The following is a 24,560-nucleotide window of genomic DNA, read 5'->3' on the forward strand; positions in this document are numbered from 1 at the left end:
CTCGGGCGGACGCCCGAGCCCTGCTGACTTAAGCGAACGCTCAGTCGGTGGCCGATTGTTCCAGACGGACCACGACGGACTTGCTGGCCGGGGTGTTGCTGGTGTCCGCGGTGGCGTCCAGCGGCACCAGGACGTTCGTCTCCGGGTAGTAGGCGGCCGCGCAGCCCCGCGCGGTCGGGTAGTGCACCACCCGGAAGCCGGGTGCCCGCCGCTCGACCCCGTCCTGCCACTCGCTGACCAGGTCGACGTAGGAGCCGTCGGCGACGCCCAGGGCGCGGGCGTCGTCGGGGTTGACCAGCACCACCCGGCGGCCGTCCCGGATGCCCCGGTAGCGGTCGTCGAGGCCGTAGATCGTGGTGTTGTACTGGTCGTGCGAGCGCAGCGTCTGCAGCAGCAGCTGGCCCTCGGGCAGCTTCGGGAACTCCACCGGGGCCGCGGTGAAGTTGGCCTTGCCGGTGGCCGTCGGGAAGCGCCGTTCGTCGCGCGGGGCGTGCGGCAGCGCGAAGCCGCCGGGGCGGGTCACGCGCGCGTTGAAGTCCTCGAAGCCGGGGACCACGCGCGCGATGCGGTCGCGGATCGTCGCGTAGTCCTTCTCGAACTCCTCCCAGGGGGCGAGGCTCCGCTCCCCGAGGACCCGGCGGGCGAGACGGCACACGATGGCCGGCTCGGACAGCAGATGCCGGCTCGCCGGCTCCAGCCGGCCGCGGGAGGCGTGCACCATGCCCATCGAGTCCTCGACCGTGACGAACTGCTCGCCGCTGTCCTGCAGATCCCGTTCGGTGCGGCCGAGCGTCGGCAGGATCAGCGCCCGCGCGCCCGTCACCACATGGGAGCGGTTGAGCTTCGTCGACACGTGCACCGTCAGGCGGGCGCGCCGCATGGCCGCCTCGGTGACCTCCGTGTCGGGGGAGGCGGAGACGAAGTTGCCGCCCATCGCGAAGAACACCTTCGCCTCGCCGTCGCGCAGCGCTCGGATGGCCCGGACGACGTCGTAGCCGTGCTCACGCGGCGGAGCGAAGCCGAACTCCTTCTCCAGCGCGTCCAGGAAGGCCGGCGCCGGGCGTTCGAAGATGCCCATGGTGCGGTCGCCCTGCACGTTCGAGTGGCCGCGCACCGGGCACACGCCCGCGCCCGGACGGCCGATGTTGCCGCGCAGCAGCAGGAAGTTGACCACTTCCTTGATCGTCGGCACGGAGTGCTTGTGCTGGGTCAGGCCCATGGCCCAGCACACGATCGTGCGCTGCGAGGCGAGCACCATGGCGAGGGCCCGCTCGATCTCCTCGCGCGTCAGACCGGTCGCGGTGAGCGTCTCGTCCCAGTCGGCGGCACGGGCGGCTCGCGCGAACTCCTCGTATCCGTGGGTGTGTTCGCGGACGAACTCCTCGTCCACGGCGCCCTCGGTCTCGAGGACCAGCTTGTTGAGGAGACGGAAGAGGGCCTGGTCGCCGCCGAGGCGGATCTGCAGGAACAGGTCGGTGAGCGCGGCGCCCGAGGTGAGGCCCTTGGCGGTCTGCGGGTTGTGGAACTTCTCCAGGCCGGCCTCGGGCAGCGGGTTCACGCTGATGATCTTCGCGCCGTTGGTCTTGGCCTTCTCCAGCGCGGAGAGCATGCGCGGGTGGTTCGTGCCCGGGTTCTGCCCGGCGACGATGATCAGGTCGGCCTGGTAGAGGTCGTCCAGCAGGACGCTGCCCTTGCCGATGCCGATCGTCTCGCCGAGGGCCGAGCCGGAGGACTCGTGGCACATGTTGGAGCAGTCCGGCAGGTTGTTCGTGCCGAGCTCGCGGGCGAAGAGCTGGTAGAGGAACGCGGCCTCGTTGCTGGTACGGCCCGAGGTGTAGAAGACGGCCTCGTCCGGGGAGCCGAGCGCGGCGATCTCCTCGGCGACGATGTCGAAGGCGCGCTCCCAGGTGACCGGCTCGTAGTGGTCGGCGCCCTCGGGCAGGTACATGGGATGGGTCAGACGGCCCTGCTGCCCCAGCCAGTACCCGCTCCTGGTCGCCAGGTCGGAGAGGGGGTGCGCGGCGAAGAACTCCGGGGTGACCCGGCGCAGCGTGGCCTCCTCGGCGACCGCCTTCGCGCCGTTCTCGCAGAACTCCGCCTTGTGCCGGTGGTCCGGCTCCGGCCAGGCGCAGCCGGGGCAGTCGAAGCCGTCCTTCTGGTTCACGCTCAGCAGCGTGAGCATGGTGCGCTTCACGCCCATCTGCTGCTGGGCCATGCGCAGCGTGTGCCCGATGGCCGGCAGCCCGGCCGCGGCGTGCTTCGGCTCCGCGACCTGCGGCGCGTCCTGGACAGGGTCGGCCTTCGGCGGCTTCGTCGCCATCGCGCACTCTCCTTCGGGTACACGTGTGTGGTACGTCTCAGATCCTCGCACGGCCCACCGACAACGATCAGCCCCCTGGGCGTGCATGCCCGGGCCGGCGGGCGGGTGGGCGTGCCATGGAGGGCGGGTGTGCCCTGGAGGGTGGGTTCTGGCGGGCAGGTGTGCCCTGGAGGGCGGGCGTGCCGTGGAGGGCGAGTGTGCCGTGGAGGGCGGGTGTGCCCTGGCGGGAGGGTGGTGCCGGGGAGCGGTCCGTGCCGGTCCCGCTCGGCCCTGGTGGGGAGGCGGTTGGGGAGGGTGCCGGGGAGCGGTCCGTGCCGGTCCTTTCCGGGTGCGATCCCCGCTCCGCCCCAGCGGGGAGGCGGTCGCTGCCCGGGTGCAGTACGGATGGGACTCCGGACTCCGGCCCAGGTCCGTGGGCGACGCGGCCCCCGCCCGGGTTCTCTGCGGATGCGGACCCCGCCGAGGTGTGTCTGGCGGTCCGGGAGCCGGGTCACGCCGGCCCAGCGGAACCGGAGGGCCGGGCCTCGCGGTCCGGAGGGCCGGGCCTCGCGGTCCGGAGGGCTCGGCCTCGGGGTTCGGAGGGCTCGGCCTCGGGGTTCGGAGGGCTCGGACACGCAGTCCCGGCGTCTCGGCCGTCCCGGCGTCTTGGCCGCACCGGCGTCTCGGCCGTCCCGGCGTCCCGACCGCCCCACGGTCTCGGCGGGGGCCGTCCCGGCGGCCCGTCCACGCGTGGACCCCGGCCATGCCCGGCCCGCCTTGACGCCCCGCCCCTCTGATCACGTCCGCTGCACGCCCCCGCCTTTTCACCCCTTGCCGATGACGCCCGCGACCGATGCGATGAGCGCCCCCGCCGAATCTCCCGCACCTTTGTGCCTCGCCCGCCCCGCACCGCCCCGCCACAGCACCTCACGCTCCCGTCCCTTGTGCGGCCCCTCACACTCTGCGTGGGCGGAGACCGGGCCGCGGCGGCGCGACTCGGCGGGCCCGGCCGGCCGAACCCCGCAACGCACCCGGGCACGGCGACCGGGCGACGCCGGGGTGGCCGCCTCCCAGCAGCCGGCGGCAGCACTCCGCAGCCGGCGGCAGCCACCCGGTGGCGGCTCGGTGTCAGTGGGGCGTGGCAGGATCGGGGGCGTGGCAGAGACAGCAGCGAAGAAGACCGACAGCACCCCCGGCGGCAGCCGCCCGCGCCTGATGCTCATGGACGGGCACTCCCTGGCCTATCGCGCGTTCTTCGCGCTGCCCGCGGAGAACTTCACCACCGCGACCGGCCAGCCGACGAACGCGATCTACGGCTTCGCCTCGATGCTGGCGAACACCCTCCGCGACGAAGCGCCCACGCACTTCGCGGTCGCCTTCGACGTCTCCCGCAAGACGTGGCGCTCGCAGGAGTTCACCGAGTACAAGGCGAACCGCTCCAAGACCCCGGACGAGTTCAAGGGCCAGGTCGAGCTGATCGGCGAGCTGCTCGACGCGATGCACGTCTCCCGCTTCGCCGTCGACGGCTTCGAGGCGGACGACATCATCGCCACGCTCGCCACGCAGGCCGCCGACCAGGGCTTCGAGGTGCTGATCGTCACCGGCGACCGCGACTCCTTCCAGCTGGTCAGCGACCACGTCACGGTGCTGTACCCGACGAAGGGCGTCTCGGAGCTGACCCGGTTCACCCCGGAGAAGGTTTTCGAGAAGTACGGATTGACGCCCGCCCAGTACCCCGACTTCGCGGCGCTGCGCGGTGACCCCTCCGACAACCTCCCCGGCATCCCCGGCGTCGGCGAGAAGACCGCCGCGAAGTGGATCAACCAGTTCGGTTCCTTCGCGGAGCTGGTCGAGCGCGTCGAGGAGGTCAAGGGCAAGGCCGGGCAGAACCTCCGCGACCACCTGGAGGCCGTCAAGCTCAACCGCCGGCTCACCGAGCTGGAGCGGCAGGTGCCGCTCGAGAAGACGGTCGCCGACCTGGAGCGCCCGGCCTACGACCGCAAGGCCGTCGCGATGATCCTGGACACCCTGGAGATCCGTAACCCGTCGCTGCGCGAGCGGCTGCTCGCCGTCGACCCGGGTGCGGCGGAGGCCGAGACGAGCCCGGTCGTCACGGACGGCGTCGAGCTGGACGGCATGGTGCTGGGCAGCGGCGAGCTGACCGGCTGGCTGGCCGAGCACGGCAGCGAGCCGCTCGGCATCGCCACCGTCGACACCTGGGCGCTGGGCACCGGCTCCGTCGCCGAGGTCGCGCTGGCCACCGCCGGCGGCCCGGCCGCCTGGTTCGACCCGTCCCAGCTCGACGAGGCCGACGAGAACGCGTTCGCGGCCTGGCTCGCCGACGCCGAGCGGCCCAAGGTGTTCCACGACGCCAAGCGCGCCATGCGGGTCTTCGCCGAGCACGGCTGGAGCATCGCCGGTGTCGCCATGGACACCGCGCTCGCCGCGTACCTGGTCAAGCCCGGCCGCCGCTCCTTCGACCTGGACGCGCTGTCGATGGAGTACCTGCACCGCGAGCTGGCGCCCGCCGCCGCGGCCGACGGCCAGCTCGCCTTCGGCGCGGACGACGGCGCCGAGGCCGAGGCGCTGATGATCCAGGCCCGCGCCGTCCTCGACCTGGGCGAGGCGTTCGAGAGCAAGCTGAAGGAGGTCGGCGCCGCGGACCTGCTGCGCGACATGGAGCTGCCCACCTCCGCGCTGCTGGCCCGCATGGAGCGGCACGGCATCGCAGCGGACCGCTCCCACCTGGAGACCATGGAGCAGATGTTCGCGGGTGCTGTACAGCAGGCCGTGAAGGAGGCGCACGCGGCGGCCGGGCACGAGTTCAACCTCGGCTCGCCCAAGCAGCTCCAGGAGGTCCTCTTCGGCGAGCTGGGCCTGCCGAAGACGAAGAAGACCAAGACCGGCTACACCACCGACGCCGACGCCCTGGCCTGGCTCGCCGGCCAGACCGACAACGAGCTGCCGGTGATCATGCTCCGCCACCGTGAGCAGGCCAAGCTGCGCGTCACGGTCGAGGGCCTGATCAAGACGATCGCCTCGGACGGCCGGATCCACACCTCGTTCAACCAGACGGTCGCGGCGACCGGCCGGCTGTCCTCCACCGACCCGAACCTGCAGAACATCCCGGTCCGCACCGACGAGGGCCGCGCGATCCGCCGCGGTTTCGTCGTGGGCGAGGGCTACGAGTCGCTGATGACCGCCGACTACAGCCAGATCGAGCTGCGCGTGATGGCCCACCTGTCGGAGGACGCGGGCCTGATCGAGGCGTTCACCTCGGGCGAGGACCTGCACACGACCGCGGCCTCCCAGGTCTTCGCGGTGGAGCCCGCCGCCGTGGACGCCGAGATGCGCCGCAAGATCAAGGCGATGTCCTACGGCCTGGCGTACGGCCTGTCGGCGTTCGGCCTGTCCCAGCAGCTGAACATCGAGGCCGCCGAGGCGCGCACGCTGATGGACGCCTACTTCGACCGCTTCGGCGGGGTGCGGGACTATCTGCGCCGGGTCGTCGACGAGGCGCGGGCGACGGGGTACACGGCGACGCTGTTCGGCCGCCGCCGCTACCTGCCCGACCTCAACAGCGACAACCGCCAGCGGCGCGAGGCGGCCGAGCGGATGGCGCTGAACGCGCCCATCCAGGGCACGGCGGCCGACATCGTGAAGATCGCGATGCTGAACGTCGACCGGGCGCTGCGCGAGGCCGGCCTCGCCTCCCGCATGCTGCTCCAGGTCCACGACGAAATCGTGCTGGAGATCGCCCCCGGCGAGCGCGAGAAGGCGGAGGAACTGGTCCGCCGCGAGATGGCGGCCGCGGTCCAGCTCCGCGTCCCCCTGGGCGTCTCGGTCGGCGTCGGCCCGGACTGGGAGTCGGCAGCGCACTAGCCCGCCGGCGGCAGGGCCCGGGTTGGCTGAGCTGCGTGATCCGCTCAGCCGACCCCGGCCCCGCCCTGCAGGCACGGTGTCGGTCCCCGAACCCCCGGCCCGCTCTGCAGGCACCGGTGTCCGTCCCGACCTCCAGGGGCGCGGGGAACTGCGCGACCGGCCCACCGCCACCCGCAGCCGCCCACGACGCGAATCCACCCACCCCCCAGGCGTCCCGGGCCAACCCCCGGAGGGAGCGTCACTCGCCTGGCCCCCGCAGAAACGCGCCCCGCGCCGCCCTGCCGCCAGGATGCGGGCATGGGTATACGCATGCTCCACCGCCGCACGGCACGAGCTCAGGCCCAGCACCAGGCGCCGGCCCGAGCCGACGCCACGGCGGATCGCTCCGCGCCGCAGCCGTCCGTTCAGCCCTTCGCGGCGGACGCCAGTACCGGCCGCGTCCCCGCCACCCGCGCCGAGGCCCTGCGCCGCGGCACCGCGGCCCTCGCCCGTCGCCTCACCCGCCGGGACGCGTCGGCCGCGGCCGACGACACCGCCGTAGCGGAAACACCCGGTGAGGTGCCGCGCTGGCGGCTGTGGACCGAGCTGGGTCTGAGCTACCTGGCGTTGCTGCTGAGCCGGCTGCCACGCCCGTCCCGCCCGGCGCGCACGTTCACGGTGTTCGTGGTCCGGCTGCCCACGACCGCTGCGGTCACCCGGCCGGACGGCTCTCCTCGAGCTCGCCGCTGACCTCGCCCGCACCGACCGTGACCGGCCGCCGCGCCCGCACCCCGGCGGCGTACAGGAGCAGCCCGAGGACGAGTCCGGTGCCGGTGCCGAAACACACCGTCGGGATCAGCTCCCACGGCTCGGCGGTGTCCCCCCGGTAGGCCCACCACCTCGTGGCCCGCTGTGCCGCGCCCGCCAGTGCGCACGCGCCGAGCAGCGCCGCGGCCCACCACCGGTCCCGCACCGACAACGCGGGTACCGCGGCCGGCTCGCCCGAGGGGGCCCGGCGTACCGCGCGCCACACGAACGCGGTGATCACCACCGCGGCCGCCGCCGAGCCGCCGTACTGGAGGTACCAGTACAGCGGTGCGCCCGCCAGCCGCTGCCCCAGGACGGGGAACAAGCGCATCCCCCACCGGTCCAGGTGCGTGAACGCATCCCACACCACGTGCGTCAGCGCTCCGAGCGCCGCCGAGACGTACCACCACAGCCCGGCGGCAAGCCGTACACGCGCGCGTGGCGCCCCGCACCGCAGCAGCGCCGCCCACCGGCCCTGCCGGGGGCGTGGCAGCAGCGCCACGAGCGGCTCGCGCACCAGCAGCCACAACGCCACGAGCAGCCAGGAGATGAGCACGTCGACGGTGAGGACTCCCGCGAAGGAGTGCGTGATGCGCCCGAACTCCATCGCACCGGGCACGACACTCGCCGCGTAATAGGTCATGTCGGGCGAGAAGGAGCCCGCCACCAGGACGGCCGGCACCAGTCGCCCCCGGCCGGAGCCGTCGGCGCGCACAGCGGGCAGTACGGCGGCCGCGTGGCTCAGCGTGAACGGCAACCGCTCTCCCTCTGACGTGTGTTGACGGGGCGTGCCCGGTAGGTGATCAGCGGCGTCCAGTATGCGGTGCGGCACAGGACCTCGAACGGGACATGGCCAACCGGTAAAAATCGGGCACGAACAGGTGCCCGAGGAAAGGAAGTTGTCGTAGGGTCACGGAGATGCCGCGCCGGGACGACCAATTGCCCCATGAGGGCAACCGGAGCGGTGGTTCGTTCGTCACACCAAGGCGAGTACGCCACACCGGACACAACACGACGGCGCGGCAGCAGAAAAGGACGGACGCCCGGGCGTCCACGGGAGGGGTTCACCACATGGCGGCGCAATTCGGCAGCAGGCTGCGCAAGGGAGCGTTCACCACCGCCGTGGCCGCTGCGGCGGTCGCGGCGCTCTCCGCGTCCCAGGCTCCCGGCGTCACGGTCGACGACCAGGGAAGACAGTCCGCCGCCGGAACCGCGCCCAGCCCCGACGTGCAGGCGGACGACACCGACACCGCCACCGGCAACTCGCGGTACTACACCGACCTGCCGCCGCTCAACAGCCCCAACCCGGCGCCGACCACCGGCACCGTCCCGCCGGCGGCCACCGGCGCGACCGAGTCCGGCATCCCGGCGACCGTCCTCGACGCCTACCAGAAGGCGGCGGCCGAGCTGCGCGCCTCCAAGCCCGGCTGCAACCTGCCCTGGGAACTGCTGGCCGCCATCGGCAAGGTCGAGTCGGGCCAGGCCCGCGGCGGCCGCGTCGACGCGAACGGCACCACGATCGGCAAGATCCTCGGTCCCGCGCTGAACGGCAACGGCTTCGCGCTCATCAAGGACACCGACCACGGCGCGTACGACGGCGACACCACCGTCGACCGGGCCGTGGGTCCCATGCAGTTCATCCCGTCCACCTGGGCGTGGGCCGGCCGCGACGGCAACCGCGACGGTCTCAAGGACCCCAACAACGTCTACGACGCCGCCCTCGCCGCCGGCCACTACCTGTGCCGCAACGGCTGGGACCTGTCCACCCAGCAGGACATGAACCGGGCGATCCTCAGCTACAACAACTCCCAGGACTACCTGAGCACGGTCCTGACGTGGCTGGAGTACTACCGCAAGGGCACCCACGAGATCCCGGACGGCACCGGCACCCTGCCCTCGCACACCAGCCAGCCCGGCACCTCCGGCCCGAACCCGCGTCCCACGACGACGCCCCCCGCGCCGCACCCGTCGCCCGGGACGCCCACGCCCGGCGGCACCACGTCCCCGAAGCCGGGCAAGCCGACCACGCCCGGCAAGCCCGGCATCCCGACGCCGAAGCCCACGCCCACGCCCACCGACACGGTGGACCACCTGGAGCGGACGAACGCCACCAAGCCCACCGCGATGGCGGGCGACGCCTTCGCCCAGCGGATCGGCGCCCGTGCCGAGACGAAGGCCGGCAAGGCCGTCGCCAAGGTGCGCATCCGCTTCACCATCGACGGTGACACCGACACCACCTTCGCCGGCGGCGAGAGCGTCGCCACCGTCGTCACCGACAGCTCCGGCGTCGCCCTCGCCCCCGCCCTCCAGGCGGGCGAGAAGACCGGCGACTTCACGGTCCACGCGGCCGTCGTCGGCCGCATGGTCCCCGCCGTCGCCTACACCGCCACCGTCACCGAGCGCGCCGCCGACGCCCTCACCCACACCAGCGACACCCAGCAGACCTGCGTCGCCGGCGGCACGTTCGCCGACCAGGTCGAGGTCAAGGCCACCTACAAGGGCGCGGCCGCCGACAAGGTCGCCGCCACCGCCACCCTGATCAAGTCGGCCGACGACCCGTCCGAGAACGACAAGGGCCCCTACTTCAAGGACGCCGACGGCAAGGCCGTCCGCACCCTGAAGGATCTGCGGACCGACGCGAACGGCCTGCTGAAGCTCCCCAAGCTGTACGCGGACGACACCACCGGCACGTTCCTGCTGCGCATCACCACCGCGGGCGGGGCCACGCTGACCGTCGAACTCACCGTGACGGCACCGGCCACGACCACCAGCCCCTCCCCGTCCCCCTCGGGCAGCCCCTCCTCCTCGCCTTCGTCGTCGCCGTCGGCGAGCCCGAGCGCCTGACCCGCCCCGCTCCGCACGGCGCCCCTCCCCGCGAGGGGCGCCGCGCGTCAGGCGCGCCTGAGCCGCGCGTTCGTGTGCCGGGTCGGCTCCGCGGCGGCCGGGTCCTCCGGCCACGGATGCTTCGGGTAGCGGCCGCGCAGCTCCGCCCGCACCCCCTTGTAACCGTCGCGCCAGAACGAGGCGAGGTCGGCGGTGACGGCCGCCGGCCGCCCGGCCGGGGACAGCAGATGCACCAGCACCGGTATCCCGGCGAGACGGGGCGACTCCTGCAGCCCGAACATCTCCTGCAGCTTCACCGCGAGCACGGGCCGCTCCGGATCGGCGTAGTCGACCCGGACCCTGGACCCGCTGGGCACGGTGATCCGCTCCGGCGCCAGCTCCTCCAGCCGGGCCGCTTCCCCCGAGGCCCAGGGCAGCAGCCGGGCCAGCGCCTGCCCCGCGTCGATCCGGGCCAGGTCGGCCCGCCGCCGGGCCCGGCTCAGCTCCGGCTCCAGCCACTCCTCCACGCGCGCGTGCAGCGCCTCGTCGGACACGTCCGGCCAGGGCTCCCCAAGGTGCAGCCGGAGAAAGGCGAGCCGCTGCCGCAGCACGTCGGACTCCGGCGACCAGCGCAGCAGCCCGAACCCCTCCTGCCCCAACCCCTCCAGCAACGCCTGCCGTACGGCACCCGGGGCGGCGTCGGTGAGCGGCCGCGCCGTCAGCTCGATCGCACCCAGCCGCTCGACCCGCCGCGCGACGACGTCCCCGCCCGCCCAGTGCACCTCCTGCCGCGCGTCGAGCAGCGACCCGGCGGCCGACCGCGCCACCTCCTCGTCGATCACGGCGCCGAGCCGCACCCGCGCGTGCCCCCGACCCAGCGGCCGGTCGGCCACGGCGACCGCGATCCAGCGGGCACCGTGCAGCGGGGAACCGGCGGGCAGCTCGGCACGCGTACCGGAGGCCATCAGGTAGGAACCCCCGTCGAGCTTGGCCACACGCTCGGGGAAGGCGAGCGAGGCCACGACACCGGCCGCCCTGTCGTCCCCGGTGAGCGAGCCCACGTCGACGGCAGTGTCCGCAGGCCGGGCCACGTCCCCGGCGACGGCCCGCAGCCGCTTCACCTCCGTCCGCCACCGCGCGGCGTAGGCGTCACCGCCACGCCGGGCCGTCCGCAGCGCACCGGCCAGGTCGTCCCCGTACTCCCGCGGCGCCTCCTCGGACAGCAGCGCCACCACCTCCGCCCCCGCACCGGCGGTGTCCAGCAGGGCCCTCCCCAACCGTGGATGCACCCCCAGCCGCGCCAGCGCCCGCCCGCGCTCCGTGGCGCGGCCGGCCGGGTCCACCGCCCCCAGCGCCGTCAGCGCCTCCCGCGCCGCCGCCATCGGTCCGGCCGGCGGCGGATCAAGCAACGCGAGAGAGGACGCGTCGGGATCACCCCAGCAGGCCACCTGAAGGGCGAACGCCGTCAGGTCGGCCACCTTGATCTCCGGCGACGGGAACCGCGGCAGACGTCCCTCGTCCGCCTCCGGCCAGCACCGGTAGACGGTCCCCGGCGCCTCACGCCCGGCCCGCCCCGCCCGTTGCCGCCCCGCAGCGTGCGACGCCCGCACCGTCGCCAGCGCGCTCAGCCCGCGCGCGTGATCGACCCGGGGCTCCCGCGCGAGCCCCGAGTCGACGACCACCCGCACCCCGGGCACCGTCAGCGAGGACTCCGCGACCGAGGTCGTCAGCACCACCCGGCGCCGCTGCCCGGGCGAGAGCACCGCCTCCTGCACAGCGGCCGGCGCCCGCCCGTGCACCTGCAGCACGTCCACCTCGCCGAGGTCGCCGAGGAGTCCCGCCACGCGCGCGATCTCGCCCACGCCCGGCAGGAAGCACAGCACGTCCCCCTCCCGCTCACCGAGCGCCCGCCGCACCACCGACGCCACATGCGCGAGCAGTGCGGGATCCACCCACAAGCCGTGCGACGGCCGCACCGGTCGGGCCGGCGGCGCGTACACGACGCCGACCGCGTGGGCGGACCCCCGCGCCTCAACCACCGGCGCCCCGCCGAGCAGCCGCGCCCACTCGTCCCAGTCCGTCGTCGCCGATGCCGCCACCAGCTTCAGCTCCGGCCGCAGGGCCTCACGCACGTCCCACAGGAACGCCGCCACCGTGTCCGCGTCCAGATGCCGCTCATGGCACTCGTCGAGCAGTACGACGTCCACGCCCGGCAGCTCCTGGTCCCGCTGCAGCCGCTGGAGCAGCACACCGGTCGTCACGACCTCCACGCGCGTGTGGCGCCCCACGACCCGCTCACCGCGCACGGTGTACCCGACGGACCGACCTGGTTTCTCGCCCAGCAGCCACGCCATCCGACGCGCGGCGGCACGCGCCGCCATCCGCCGCGGCTCGGCCACGACGACCCGCCGCTCGGCCCCGCCGTCCAGCAGCCCGGCCAGGGCGAGCGGCACCAGCGTCGTCTTGCCCGTGCCGGGCGGTGCGCCGAGCACGGCGGCACCGTGGCCGCCGAGGGCGTCGTCCAGCGCGGGCAGGGCGCTGCGCACGGGCAGCGCGTCCAGGGCGTCGTAGCGGATCACGCATCCAGTTTCTTACGTGCGCGCGAGCGGCCGCCGGGCCTGTGGATAACTCTCCCGCCGGTCCCGGCGCCAGGACCGGCGGAGCAAAACGCGGGCCTCAGTCCCGTTCGCAGACGAAGATCGCCGTCCCCGGGATCAGATGTCCGCGCAGCGGCGACCAGCCGCCCCACTCGGAGGTGTTCCAGTCCGGCCACTCCGGCTCGACCAGGTCCACCAGCCGGAAGCCGGACGTCACCACGTCCCGCACCCGGTCGCCGAGGGTGCGGTGGTGCTCGACGTACACCGCGTTGCCGTCCTCGTCCTGCTCGACGTAGGGCGTGCGGTCGAAGTAGGACGCCGCGACCGTCAGCCCCTCCGGGCCCGGCTCGTCGGGGAAGGCCCAGCGGACGGGATGGGTGAGGGAGAAGACGAACCGCCCACCCGGCCGCAGTACGCGCCGCACCTCCCGCAGCACCAGCCGCGGGTCGGCCACGAACGGCAGCGCCCCGTACGCCGAGCAGGCCAGGTCGAAGGAGGCGTCCGCGAACGGCAGCACGGCCGCGTCCGCGCACACCAGGGGGAAGGAGGAACCGATCCGCAGCGCGTGCTGGAGCTGGCGGTGCGAGATGTCCAGGGCAACCGGGTACGCGCCCTGTGCGGCCAGCCAGCGCGCGCACTGGGCCGCGCCGGCGCCGATCTCCAGCACGTGCCGGCCCTCCAGCTCCTCCGGCGGGCCGAGCAGCTCGGCCTCCACCTCGTCCAGGCCCTCGGGCCCCCACACGAAGCGGTCGTCGCCGAGGAAGGTGCCGTGCTCGGTCTGGTACTCGTCGGCGTTGCGGTCCCACCAGCCCCGGTTGGCGCGGGCGCTCTCGGAGACCCCGGCGGCGCGCCGCGTGGCCTCCGCCTCGGCGTCGGGCCCGGCGGGGGAGGGCTGGGTGGATACGGACTCTTGGATGATCGGCTCCCTCGTCGTACTCTTCCGAACCAGCCCGTCCCCGGGTGCCATGACAGGGCCGCAAACGGCCCGTGTGGCCTCGCGAGACAGGTTTTGTGCCGGAAATGCGGTGATCCGCCCCGGGTGTGCGGCTTCGCGCATTGACCCTGCCCGGCTGCCCCCGTATGCTACAAGTTGCGCTGCGGGCCTGCGCACCTCAGACGTAGCAGGCTGCGCTCGCATCTGTATGTATGTCCCCTCGGTTCTCGAGGCGCCACGGAGCACCTGGTGCTCGCAGTGTGGCGCTTCCTTGGCTGTCCGGCCTTCTGCAGAGCGAAACGGGCTCCCGGCGTAAGCAGTACCTACGACTCACCGTCCGTACCGGAGCCCTTTCCCACATGACGAGCAGCACCGAGACCACCGCCACCACCCCGCAGGTTGCGGTCAACGACATCGGTAACGAGGAAGCCTTCCTCGCCGCGATCGACGAGACGATCAAGTACTTCAACGACGGCGACATCGTCGACGGCGTCATCGTGAAGGTCGACCGGGACGAGGTCCTGCTCGACATCGGTTACAAGACCGAAGGTGTCATCCCGAGCCGCGAGCTCTCGATCAAGCACGACGTCGACCCGAACGAGGTCGTCAAGGTCGGCGACGAGATCGAAGCCCTTGTTCTCCAGAAGGAGGACAAGGAAGGCCGCCTGATCCTCTCGAAGAAGCGCGCCCAGTACGAGCGCGCCTGGGGCACCATCGAGAAGATCAAGGAAGAGGACGGCATCGTCACCGGTACCGTCATCGAGGTCGTCAAGGGTGGTCTCATCCTCGACATCGGCCTCCGTGGCTTCCTGCCGGCTTCCCTCGTCGAGATGCGCCGTGTCCGCGACCTCCAGCCCTACGTGGGCAAGGAGCTCGAGGCCAAGATCATCGAGCTGGACAAGAACCGCAACAACGTGGTCCTGTCCCGCCGTGCCTGGCTGGAGCAGACCCAGTCCGAGGTCCGCCAGACGTTCCTCACGACCCTGCAGAAGGGTCAGGTCCGTTCCGGCGTCGTCTCCTCGATCGTCAACTTCGGTGCCTTCGTGGACCTGGGTGGCGTCGACGGTCTGGTCCACGTCTCCGAGCTGTCCTGGAAGCACATCGACCACCCCTCCGAGGTCGTCGAGGTCGGCCAGGAGGTCACGGTCGAGGTCCTCGACGTCGACATGGACCGCGAGCGCGTCTCCCTGTCGCTGAAGGCGACCCAGGAAGACCCGTGGCAGCAGTTCGCCCGCACCCACCAGATCGGCCAGGTCGTGCCCGGCAAGGTCACGAAGCTGGTTCCGTTCGGTGCGTTCGTCCGCGTGGACGAGGGCATCGAGGGTCTGGTCCACATCTCCGAGCTGGCCGAGCGTCACGTGGAGATCCCGGAGCAGGTCGTCCAGGTCAACGACGAGATCTTCGTCAAGGTCATCGACATCGACCTCGAGCGTCGCCGCATCAGCCTCTCGCTGAAGCAGGCCAACGAGGCCTTCGGTGCCGACCCGTCGGCGGTCGAGTTCGACCCGACCCTGTACGGCATGGCGGCGTCCTACGACGACCAGGGCAACTACATCTACCCCGAGGGCTTCGACCCCGAGACCAACGACTGGCTCGAGGGCTACGAGAAGCAGCGCGAGGAGTGGGAGCGCCAGTACGCCGAGGCGCAGCAGCGCTTCGAGCAGCACCAGCAGCAGGTCATCAAGTCCCGCGAGGCGGACGAGAAGGCCGCTGCCGAGGGTGGCGAGGCTGCCGCTCCGGTCGCGACCGGTGGCTCGTACTCCTCCGAGGGTGGCGACACCTCCGGCGCCCTGGCGTCGGACGAGGCGCTGGCGGCGCTGCGCGAGAAGCTGGCCGGCGGCCAGAGCTGATCGCTTGCCGCTGAGGCTTAGCAGTCGGTAGCTGAGGGGCCGTACCTTTCGGGGTGCGGCCCCTCAGTCATGCGTGGAGTCCGCCGACGGTCGTGTGCAGGCCGGTTGTGGCTGGTCGCGCAGTTCCCCGCGCCCCTTCAGGGCGTTGCATGCGCCCGGCGCTGTCATGATCCCCGTTTCACCGGCTTCCTTGATCGCGGGAATGCCTCCGCCGCGCTCCTCGTTGTCGTCTACGGACACGAGGAGGAGCGGTCACTGTGCTTGATCCGCAGGGTTTGTACACGTGGGAGCCGAAGGGGCTGGCCGTCGTCGACATGGCGCTCGCCCAGGAGTCGGCCGGACTTGTCATGCTCTACCACTTCGACGGATACATCGACGCGGGGGAGACCGGCGACCAGATCGTCGAAGGGCTCCTCGACTCGCTGCCCCACCAGGTCGTCGCCCGTTTCGACCACGACCGGCTGGTCGACTACCGCGCCCGGCGCCCGCTGCTGACGTTCCGCCGCGACCGCTGGACCGACTACGAGGATCCGGCCATCACCGTGCGGATCGTCCAGGACGCCACCGGCGCCCCCTTCCTGCTGCTGTCCGGGCCCGAGCCCGACGTGGAGTGGGAACGCTTCGCCGCGGCCGTGCGGCAGATCGTCGAGCGGCTCGGTGTCCGCCTGTCGGTGAACTTCCACGGCATCCCCATGGGCGTCCCGCACACCCGCCCGGTCGGCCTCACCCCGCACGGCAACCGCACCGACCTGGTCCCCGGCCACAGCAGCCCGTTCGACGAGGCACAGGTGCCCGGCAGCGCCGAAGCCCTCGTCGAGTACCGGCTGATGGAAGCGGGCCACGACGTCCTCGGCGTCGCCGCGCACGTCCCGCACTACATCGCCCGCTCGCCCTACCCGGACGCGGCGCTCACGGTGCTGGAGGCCATCACCGGCGCCACCGGCCTCGTGCTGCCGAGCATCGCGCACGCCCTGCGCAACGACGCCCACCGCACGCAGACCGAGATCGACCGCCAGATCAGGGAGGGCGACGAGGAGCTCACCGCCCTGGTCCAGGGTCTCGAGCACCAGTACGACGCCGCCGCCGGTGCGGAGAGCCGGGGCAACATGCTGGCCGAGCCCGTCGACATCCCGTCGGCGGACGAGATCGGCCGCGAGTTCGAGCGCTTCCTCGCCGAACGTGAGGGCGACAACTGACCTCCGCCGGTTCCGGCGTCAGCGGCAGGCCCTAAGCTTCCGCTCATGCTGACAGTGGGCCTGACCGGCGGTATCGGTGCCGGCAAGAGTGAGGTGTCGCGGCTGCTCGTCGAGTGCGGGGCCGTGCTGATCGACGCCGACCGTATCGCCCGCGAGGTCGTGGAGCCGGGCACGCCTGGCCTCGCGGCGGTCGTCGAGGCCTTCGGCTCCGATGTGCTCACGCCCGACGGCAGGCTCGACCGTCCCAAGCTGGGCTCGATCGTCTTCGCCGACCCCGAGAAGCTGGCCGCTCTGAACGCGATCGTGCACCCCTTGGTCGGGGCCCGCTCCCGCGAACTGGAACAGGCCGCGGCCGAGGACGCCGTCGTGGTCCACGACGTCCCCCTGCTCACCGAGAACGGCCTGGCCCCGCTGTACGACGTCGTGGTCGTCGTCGACGCCGGCCCCGCCACGCAGCTCGACCGGCTCGTGCGGCTGCGCGGCATGACGGAGGAGGACGCGCGCGCCCGCATGGCCGCGCAGGCCTCGCGTGAGAAGCGCCGGGAGATCGCCGACATCGTGATCGACAACGACGTGCCGCTGGAGCAACTGAGGGCACGCGTGCGGGAGGTCTGGGCGGAGCTGGCACGCAGGGCGCGGGAGGCCCGGTAGAGGCCGGGACCGGCACGGGGAGGCTGGGACCGGCGAGGGGACCGCGGTAGAGGCCCGGGACGGTCACACTGGTCCCACTGGCCGCAGGATCCCAACCGGTCGCCGTCGTCACGGTGGTCCCTCTGACCGCAGCAGTCGCAGTCACTGCTGTCGCTGCCGGAATAGGGGTACTCGGTCCGGGCGTTGAAGCCCTCGAGTGAGGGAAGGGATTTTTCCGTGCCCCAGACCAGCGGTTCGACCGGAGGTACTCCGGAGACACACGTCATCGACTTCCGTGCCGCCGAGCAATTGCTCGCCGCCCGCGATCCGCGAGGTGCGGTGAAGCTGCTCGACGGAGTGATCGCCGCGCACCCGGAGAACACCGCCGCCCGGCTGCTGCGCGCCCGCGCATTCTTCGCCGGCGCGCAACTGCGTCCCGCGGAGCTGGAGTTCACGATCGTCCTGGAGCGTGAACCGGACAACGCCTACGCCCACTTCGCGCTCGCCCGCACCTACGAACGCCAGGGCCGCAACGACCAGGCCCGACGGCACTTCCGGCTGGCGGCCGCGCTGGACCCGAACCCGCAGTACCTCAAGGCGGCACGCTTCGACGCATGAGGGCCGCGGTTTGACGCGGCCGAGGATTTCGACGCGCGAGAGGGGGCGTCGACGCGTGAGCGTCGCGGTTCGCCGCGGCTGGGCCGTCCCGCCGCCCTCGGCTCACGGCCGGCGGTGTTCCGGCGGCCGGTAGGGCGGGATGTCGGGCCCCGGCTGGAAGTGCGGGCCCTGCCGTATGTGCCGCAGGATCACCGTCATGTCGACGGTGATCACCAGCCACAGCACCCCGAACGCGGCCGCCCACCCGGGTTGCCCGGCGAGCGCGAACCCGGCCGTGCCGGCGATCGCCCAGATCAGGCCCCACACGCTCAGCCAGAAGCGCATCCGCAGCGCACTGCGTGCTGTCGTCGGCTCACTGCCTGTACGCATCGCGATCACCAGTCCTCCTTGCAACGTACTCCGGCCCGGGACGTTCACCAAGCGGTCCCCGTTCCGGCCTCGAACGAGAGCTCTTCGCTCGAAAGGGTGAATAGGAGGGCAGGGGGAACGGCCGTGCGAGAGCGGGTCGTTGGACTGGCATGGAGCTGAAGAAGCGAGCAGGACATCAGGGGACGGGACCGGGACCGATCACGCCGGACGGCTGCGCGGTCGAGCTGTACACACGGCTGCCGGTGCGGGACGAGCCGGACGTCATCGCCGCAGCAGTGCCGGCCGGAGCGAGCATTCTGGAGCTCGGCAGCGGTGTCGGTCGGGTGACCCACCCGTTGGTGGAGCGAGGCTTCAGGGTCACCGCGGTGGACGAGTCCGCGGAGATGCTGGAGCACGTGCGCGGGTCGCGCACGATATGCAGCCCGATCGAGGACCTCGACCTGGGCGAGCGTTTCGACGTCGTGCTGCTCGCGTCGTTCCTCGTGCACAGCGGGGACACCGAGATCCGGCGCGGACTGCTGCGCACCTGCGTGCGCCATGTCGCCGAGGGCGGTTGCGTGCTGATTCAACGGGAGGGCGAGGACTACCACAGCACCGTGCCGCGCGAGCGTGTCGACCCGGCCGGCTTCACCGTGCGGATCGCCTCGGCGCGGCCGGTCGGGGACGGGGTCAACGAGGTCGTGTGTGAGTACCTCTTCCCGGACGCGGTCTGGACCCAGACCTTCCGCTCCCGGCCCCTGACCAGGGAGCAGTTCGAGGCAGCACTGGCGGAAGAGGGGCTGAGGGTGGACCGGTACCTGACGCGGGACGGCATATGGGTGCGGGCGGTCCCGACGACCTAGTGGAGCGCGACCCGGCGCCGGCAACGGTCGCCGCTGCTCGGCCAACTGCGGCCGGGGAGCGATGAGTTTCGGAACCCCACCAGGTCTATCCCGGTGACATCACACGAACCAGGTGACATCACACCGGACCAGGCCACCGAACGCGAACCCAGGAGACCCTCATGTCCGAGACCACGGCTCCCGTCGGCACCCTCACCACCGCAGCGACCCCCGAGAGGGCGTCGGCCTCGACGAACCCCATGACCTCCATGGCCCCAGCGACGGTCATGACCAGGCGCGCTCGGTACGCCCGGATCGCGCTGCGTACCGTGCAGGTGCTGCTCGCGCTGTTCTACGCCTTCGCCAGTGCGCTGCCGAAGCTGATCGCGCACCCCACGGCGGTGGAGTCGTTCGACCGGATCGGCTGGGGCAGTGCGGGGATGTACGCCATCGGTCTGCTGGAGCTGGCAGGGGCCATAGCGCTGCTGGTTCCGGTGCTGCAGTCGGTCGCGGCGGTGTCCTTGAGCGCACTGATGGTGGGCGCGTTCATCGTCCAGATGACCGTGTTCGACGGCCAGAACGCGGCCACACCACTGATCCTGGTGGTGCCGCTCGCCCTCATAGCCTGGGCCCGCCGCAGGCACACCGCCGAACTGGTGGCGCTGCTGCGACACGGGGCGTGAGGCCGGGGCGGGAGCCCTCCGTCACCGGTGTCCGGACCCGCCTCCACCGGCCCGTGGACCGGGGCCCGGGCCGCCCAGACTCGGCAGGCCGCGCAGGGCCCGCAGGCGTTCGAGCTCGCGACGGTCGCGCTTGGTGGGGCGGCCGGCGCCACGGTCGCGGATGCCGGCGGGGGCGACGGCCTCGCGGGGCGGGGGCGGCGGGCTGTTGTCGATGTAGCACTGGACAGCCACGGGCGCTCCGACCCGCTTGCGGATCAGGCGCTTGACGACCACGACACGTTCCCGGTTCTCGCTCCGCAGCCGCACCTCGTCGCCCACACGGACGTTGTACGCCGGCTTGACGCGCTCGCCGTTCACCCGCACATGACCGCCCCGGCAGGCGGTGGCTCCGAGCGAACGGGTCTTGATCAGACGTACGGCCCAGATCCAGCTGTCGATGCGGACGGTCTCCCCGGGGGCGGGCCCGGCAGCCTCGGCCGCGGCGATGGCAGCGGCGACCTTCGGATCGGCGACCTCCGGATCGGCGGTCTCCGGCGCGGCGGCGATCTTGGGGTCTGCGCTCTCCTGCGTGGCGGCGGTGGCGCCCGCCGGGGGCACGGCAGCCGACGGTTCCGCGTCCGGGCCCGTCGTGTCCGTGGTCTTGTGGTCCGCACCTTCAGCAACCATGTTCTCGACCTTAGCTCGCCGCGCGGGGTGCGCCCCACGGGTTTCCCGCCCCGGCATACCGTGGTGCCATGACCCCCAGCGCATCCTCCGGCCTCCCCGACCTGGACCAGCGGATCGCCGGCTGCCGGGCCTGCCCGCGGCTCGTCGCCTGGCGGGAGGAGGTGGCGCGGACCAAGCGGGCAGCGTTCGCCGACTGGACGTACTGGGGGCGGCCGGTTCCCGGGTTCGGGCCGGCCGATGCGCGGCTGCTGATCGTCGGGCTCGCGCCCGCCGCCCACGGGGGCAACCGGACCGGGCGGATGTTCACCGGGGACCGCTCCGGTGACGTGCTGTATCAGGCGCTGTACGACGTGGGGCTGGCCTCGCAGCCGACGGCGGTCAGCGCGGACGACGGACTGGAGCTGTACGGCGTGCGGGTCACCGCGCCGGTGCACTGCGCACCGCCGGCGAACAAGCCGACGCCGCAGGAGCGGGACACCTGCCGGGCCTGGCTGGTGCAGGAGCTGACGCTGCTGCAGCCGACGCTGCGGGCGGTGGTGGTGCTCGGGGCGTTCGGCTGGCAGGCGGCGCTGCCCGCCTTCGCCGAGGCCGGCTGGCCGGTGCCACGCCCGCGACCGGCCTTCGGGCACGGTGCCAGGGTGACGCTGGATGGCGGAGCAGGCGGGGACGGCGGGACCGGCGGGGGAGGCGGCCGGGGTGGCGCGGTCCGTGGGGTCGGCGGGGGCGGCCGGGTCGGCGCGGTCCGTGCGGAAGGCGGAGGTGGCGGGGGCGGTGGAGGCGACAGGGAGCCGCTCCATCTCTTCGGCTGCTTTCACGTCAGCCAGCGCAACACCTTCACCGGGCGGCTCACGCCCGAGATGCTGCGGGACGTACTGAGCACGGCGGCTGAGGCTGCCGGGCTGCCGCACAGGGGGTGACCCACGCGGTACCGCGGTCGACGGCCGGCGTCGCTCAGTCGGCGGGTTCGTCCCCGAACAGGTGCTGCACGACTACTACTGGGTCAAGCGCGGCCGCGTCGACATGGAGCGCCTCTTCGACGCGGCGCCGGACGCGCCGTACCACTACCGACGGGGCGTCAACCCCAAGGCACTGTGGGCCTTCCTGCCCTCGACCTGACCACGAGCCGCGCGGGCAGCTACGAGCGCCCGCTCCCGAAGCGACGGACATGGGCCGCACACCGTGAGCGCCGGCGCCGATCGCGAAAAGAGGGTAACGACGCGCCGGTCTTCCACCGCACAAGTAGCCACCCGCGCTCCTTGCTTCATCACCTCGCGCACCCGCCCCAGCCCGCGTACGCTGCGCCAGGCCGCGACCGCGACCCCGGCCTCGACCCCAACCTCGACCTCGGCCCCGGCCTCGACCCCGATCCGAGCGCGACCCCCGCCCCGACCCCTCGCCCCGCTGGAGCGCACCCGTGCCGTCCGTTTCCGATCAGGCCTTCCTCGACCGCACCGCCGACCGACTCGCCGCCCTGCCCACCGTCCGCGCCGTCGCCCTCGGCGGCTCGCGGGCCCAGGGCACGCACCGGCCCGACAGCGACTGGGACCTGGCCGTCTACTACCGCGGCCCCTTCGACCCCGCCGACCTGCGCGCGCTCGGCTGGGATGGCGAGGTGTCGGAGGTCGGCGGCTGGGGCGGCGGTGTCTTCAACGGCGGCGCGTGGCTGACCGTCGAGGGCCGCCGCGTCGACGTCCACTACCGCGACCTCGACGTCGTCGAGCACGAACTGGCCGAAGCGGAGCAGGGCCGCTTCCGCGTGGAGCCGCTCCTCTTCCACCTGGCCGGCATCCCCACCTACCTCGTCGTCGCCGAGCTCGCGGTCAACCGGGTGCTGCGCGGTGCGATGCCGCAACCCGCCGCCTACCCGGAACCGCTCCGGCGCACGGCGCGCGAGCACTGGCTCGGCTGCGCCCGCTTCACGCTGGCCTACGCCCGGGACAACCATGCCCCGGCCGGACGTCTGACGGAGGTGGCCGGGGCCATCGCCACCGCCGCCGTACAGGCCGGGCACGCGGTGATGGCGGCGCGCGGCGAGTGGGTCACCAATGAGAAGCGGCTGCTGGAGCGGGCCGGCCTGCGCGGGGCCGACGGCCTGCTGGCCGGCCTCGAGGCGGAACCCGACCGGCTGGCCGCGGCCGTCGCCGACGCCGAGGAACTGCTCCTGAACGCCCCGCACTGAACCGGCGGTTCCTCAACAGTGCCCCTGGCGCCGAAGCGGCGTCTCCCCCGACACCTCGCCCTCCACCCGACCCGGTCCCTCCGCCTTACCCGCCCGAGCCGGTCCCTCCGCCTTGCCCGCCCGAGCCGGTCCCTCCGCCCGAGCCGCCCGGTCCGCCCGACCCGGTCCCGTCGCCCGGAACTGTCACCTGGGTGAAACACGACCGTCCCCTCCCCTCAAAGAACCCGATCTACGGTGGGACCACACCCACTCGGCCACCGTCGCCCGAAGGCACACCCCGCCCTCGTCCGAACAGGAGCCCCGTGTTCCGCCGCGTCACCTTCACGCTTCCGCCCTGGCTCGCCCACGCCCTGCGCGCCCAGCGAGGGCCGGTGCCCTGGAGCGCGGTCACGCGGGGAGCGCTGGCGGCCGGGCCACTGCTGCTCGGGGCGCTCGCCGCCGGCCGTACGTCGCTCGGTGTCGTCGCCGCCCTTGCGGCCATGTTCGCCGGGATCAACGACCGCCCCGGCAGCCGCCGGGCCTCGGTCGAGCGGATCGGGGTGCCCGCGCTCGCGGGGGCCGCCGGGCTGGTCGTCGGGACGTACGCCGGTCAGTACGCCGGCCCGGTCCTGCTCACCGCAGTGCTCACTGTGCTCGGGCTGGTCGCCGGTGGGGCCAGTGCCGTCGGGCCGGTCGCCTCGGCGGCGGCGACGCAGCTGCTGGCCGCGGCGGCCGTCGGGGCCGGGATGCCGCTGCCGGAGAGCGGGTGGCTGCGAGCGCTCGGCTTCCTCGCCGGGGCCGGATGGCTGCTGGCGCTGCGGCTCGCGCTGCCCACGCCCGGATCCCGCCCCGGCGATGGGCGGCCGGCCTTCCGGCTGAATCTCCGCAAGGACTTCCGGTTCGACGGGGAGCGGGACGCCGTCGCCGGTGTCTATGACGCGATCGCCGAACTGCTCGAAGCCGTCGGCGGCCCCCTTGCCCTCTCCCGGCGGGCCGCCCTCACCGCCGCCCTGGATCACGCCCAGGACTGCCTGTCCGGCCCCCGGCTGCGGCGGTACGCCTCCTGTGCCACCGAACGGCGGCTGCACGCGCAGTACGCCGCCGCCCTGCCGCTCGCAGAGGCCGCGACCGCGCTGGCCTGGGCCGGGGAGCCGGTCGGGGCGCGGGCCGGTGCGGGGCCGCGAAGGCTTGCCGCCGCGGTGCGCAACGACGCCGCCACCGGGCCGCTGCCCGCACCGAGCCGGGCGGAACCCGCTCTGCGGGCGCTCGACGACGCGCTGCTGCAGGCCGCCGACGTCTTCGACCGCGGCCACGGCACGGCACTGCACGAGCGGCGGCGCACGGCACGGCAACTGGTACGGGTCGCCTTCGGCTCCGGCGGGCGCGAGTACGGGCTGCGGGTCGCGGTCTCCTTCGGCACCGCGGCCGCCGTGGCGCAGGCGTTGCACCGTACGCACTGGTACGGGCAGCACAGCCACTGGTACTGGCTGCCCGCCACCGCGGTGTTCCTCGTCAAGCCCGACCTCGGGCCGCTGGCGTCGCGGGTGCTGTGCCGGGCGGCCGGGACCGTGCTCGGGGCTGTCGTCTTCGCCGTGCTCGCCGTCGTCCTGCCCCGGCCGGCCGGGCTCGTCCTCCTCGTCGCCCTGTGCGGTGCGCTCGTCCCGGTCGCCGCACGCCACTTCGCCGCGCAGACCGCCGTCGTCACCGTCCTGGTGCTCGCGCTGGTCATGGTGGGCGGTGAGCCGCCGGCATCCTTGAGCCGGATCGGGGAAACGCTGCTGGCCTGCGCGATCGTGCTGGTCGTCGGCCATCTGCCGGTGCCCGGGAAGCGGGGCGGCACGGTGCGCGACCGGCTCGCCGTCGCGGCCGGCGCAGCGGACGCCTACCTGATGCACGTCCTCACCGAACCCGGCTCCCGCACCGTCCGCTGGGCCCTGCGCCGAGAGGCCTACCGCGCTCTGGCCGAGGCGCGCACCGCCAGTGCGCTCGCCGCCGCAGAACTGCCCCCGCTGGCCCGGCACACCGCGGGGACCGGCGAGGTCGCCGCCGTCCTCGAACGCCTCGTCGACACCACCACCGCCTGCGCGGTCCACCTCGACGACACCGGAGCCCTCGGCCCGCGGCACGAGCGCCGGCTCACCGAACTCCTCGGCGAACTCGACGAACTGGGCGCGCGCGACGCACTCGACCGGCGGGTGGTCGCTGCCTCGGCTGCGGAATTTTTTCTGCCGCACCGATGAGTTCCGCG

Annotated in this window: 19 protein-coding genes; 13 read left to right on the plus strand and 6 right to left on the minus strand. The window is 73.1% G+C overall.

From position 1 onward, the window contains the following. Positions 1-40: 40 nt before the first annotated feature. Entirely contained in the window at positions 41-2,320 is a 2,280-nt protein-coding gene (locus tag ACZ67Q_RS11295; protein WP_471179555.1) for an FdhF/YdeP family oxidoreductase, read from the minus strand. A gap of 1,134 nt (positions 2,321-3,454) precedes the next feature. Between ACZ67Q_RS11295 and polA the strand changes: the two genes are divergently transcribed. Both polA and ACZ67Q_RS11305 read left to right on the plus strand, forming a co-directional pair. Then, positions 3,455-6,181 (plus strand): DNA polymerase I, encoded by a 2,727-nt coding sequence (gene polA, locus ACZ67Q_RS11300; protein WP_471179558.1) that lies wholly within the window; start codon positions 3,455-3,457, stop codon positions 6,179-6,181. 297 nt (positions 6,182-6,478) lie between these two features. Next, positions 6,479-6,910, plus strand: a complete 432-nt coding sequence (locus ACZ67Q_RS11305) for a hypothetical protein (RefSeq protein WP_471179561.1) — start codon at positions 6,479-6,481, stop codon at positions 6,908-6,910. Here ACZ67Q_RS11305 and ACZ67Q_RS11310 read toward each other — a convergent pair. Further along, the gene (locus ACZ67Q_RS11310) at positions 6,873-7,724 is read right to left on the minus strand and encodes a DUF4184 family protein (RefSeq protein ID WP_471179563.1); all 852 of its coding nucleotides are present in this window, start codon (positions 7,722-7,724) and stop codon (positions 6,873-6,875) included. The two genes, ACZ67Q_RS11305 and ACZ67Q_RS11310, sit on opposite strands and share 38 nt — an antisense overlap. A 314-nt stretch (positions 7,725-8,038) precedes the next feature. On the opposite strand from ACZ67Q_RS11310, the gene ACZ67Q_RS11315 reads away from it, so the two are divergent. Continuing rightward, positions 8,039-9,811, plus strand: a complete 1,773-nt coding sequence (locus ACZ67Q_RS11315; RefSeq protein ID WP_471179565.1) for a lytic transglycosylase domain-containing protein — start codon at positions 8,039-8,041, stop codon at positions 9,809-9,811. Positions 9,812-9,858: 47 nt separating this feature from the next. On the opposite strand, the gene hrpB is transcribed toward ACZ67Q_RS11315, so the two are convergent. Beyond that, positions 9,859-12,369 (minus strand): ATP-dependent helicase HrpB, encoded by a 2,511-nt coding sequence (gene hrpB / locus ACZ67Q_RS11320; protein ID WP_471179568.1) that lies wholly within the window; start codon positions 12,367-12,369, stop codon positions 9,859-9,861. Between the two features lie 97 nt (positions 12,370-12,466). Continuing rightward, positions 12,467-13,354 (minus strand): class I SAM-dependent methyltransferase, encoded by an 888-nt coding sequence (locus ACZ67Q_RS11325; protein ID WP_471179570.1) that lies wholly within the window; start codon positions 13,352-13,354, stop codon positions 12,467-12,469. Between the two features lie 326 nt (positions 13,355-13,680). Between ACZ67Q_RS11325 and rpsA the strand changes: the two genes are divergently transcribed. From rpsA to ACZ67Q_RS11345, 4 genes are all read left to right on the plus strand, one after another. Next, complete coding sequence (gene rpsA / locus ACZ67Q_RS11330) at positions 13,681-15,171, plus strand: 30S ribosomal protein S1 (protein ID WP_361635277.1); 1,491 nt, start codon at positions 13,681-13,683, stop codon at positions 15,169-15,171. A gap of 257 nt (positions 15,172-15,428) precedes the next feature. Further along, on the plus strand, positions 15,429-16,367 hold the full coding sequence (locus ACZ67Q_RS11335; protein WP_471179573.1) for a PAC2 family protein: 939 nt from the start codon (positions 15,429-15,431) through the stop codon (positions 16,365-16,367). Positions 16,368-16,412: 45 nt separating this feature from the next. After that, positions 16,413-17,018 carry a dephospho-CoA kinase gene (gene coaE / locus ACZ67Q_RS11340; protein WP_471179576.1) on the plus strand — a complete coding sequence of 202 codons (606 nt, stop codon included), beginning with the start codon at positions 16,413-16,415 and terminating at the stop codon, positions 17,016-17,018. Positions 17,019-17,234: 216 nt separating this feature from the next. Further along, positions 17,235-17,615: a tetratricopeptide repeat protein gene (locus ACZ67Q_RS11345; RefSeq protein WP_471179578.1), complete on the plus strand. Its 381-nt coding sequence runs from the start codon at positions 17,235-17,237 to the stop codon at positions 17,613-17,615. Positions 17,616-17,717: 102 nt separating this feature from the next. On the opposite strand, the gene ACZ67Q_RS11350 is transcribed toward ACZ67Q_RS11345, so the two are convergent. Continuing rightward, entirely contained in the window at positions 17,718-17,984 is a 267-nt protein-coding gene (locus tag ACZ67Q_RS11350) for a DUF6343 family protein (protein ID WP_471179581.1), read from the minus strand. A gap of 149 nt (positions 17,985-18,133) precedes the next feature. On the opposite strand from ACZ67Q_RS11350, the gene ACZ67Q_RS11355 reads away from it, so the two are divergent. Together ACZ67Q_RS11355 and ACZ67Q_RS11360 are read left to right on the plus strand one after the other, a co-directional pair. Then, complete coding sequence (locus ACZ67Q_RS11355; RefSeq protein WP_471179584.1) at positions 18,134-18,826, plus strand: class I SAM-dependent methyltransferase; 693 nt, start codon at positions 18,134-18,136, stop codon at positions 18,824-18,826. A gap of 239 nt (positions 18,827-19,065) precedes the next feature. After that, a complete protein-coding gene (locus ACZ67Q_RS11360; protein ID WP_471180101.1) occupies positions 19,066-19,488 on the plus strand; it encodes a DoxX family protein in 423 nt (140 codons plus the stop codon). Positions 19,489-19,509: 21 nt separating this feature from the next. Here ACZ67Q_RS11360 and ACZ67Q_RS11365 read toward each other — a convergent pair whose 3' ends face one another. Continuing rightward, positions 19,510-20,154, minus strand: a complete 645-nt coding sequence (locus ACZ67Q_RS11365; protein WP_471179586.1) for an RNA-binding S4 domain-containing protein — start codon at positions 20,152-20,154, stop codon at positions 19,510-19,512. A 68-nt stretch (positions 20,155-20,222) separates the two neighbouring features. Between ACZ67Q_RS11365 and ACZ67Q_RS11370 the strand changes: the two genes are divergently transcribed. From ACZ67Q_RS11370 to ACZ67Q_RS11385, 4 genes are all read left to right on the plus strand, one after another. Next, complete coding sequence (locus ACZ67Q_RS11370; RefSeq protein ID WP_471179589.1) at positions 20,223-21,071, plus strand: uracil-DNA glycosylase; 849 nt, start codon at positions 20,223-20,225, stop codon at positions 21,069-21,071. Positions 21,072-21,132: 61 nt separating this feature from the next. Beyond that, entirely contained in the window at positions 21,133-21,270 is a 138-nt protein-coding gene (locus tag ACZ67Q_RS11375; protein ID WP_471180118.1) for a hypothetical protein, read from the plus strand. 298 nt (positions 21,271-21,568) lie between these two features. Continuing rightward, the gene (locus tag ACZ67Q_RS11380) at positions 21,569-22,333 is read left to right on the plus strand and encodes a nucleotidyltransferase domain-containing protein (RefSeq protein ID WP_471179592.1); all 765 of its coding nucleotides are present in this window, start codon (positions 21,569-21,571) and stop codon (positions 22,331-22,333) included. Between the two features lie 302 nt (positions 22,334-22,635). Then, the gene (locus ACZ67Q_RS11385) at positions 22,636-24,552 is read left to right on the plus strand and encodes an FUSC family protein (RefSeq protein ID WP_471179595.1); all 1,917 of its coding nucleotides are present in this window, start codon (positions 22,636-22,638) and stop codon (positions 24,550-24,552) included. Positions 24,553-24,560: the final 8 nt, after the last annotated feature.

The organism is Streptomyces sp. NPDC036813, from assembly GCF_055609245.1.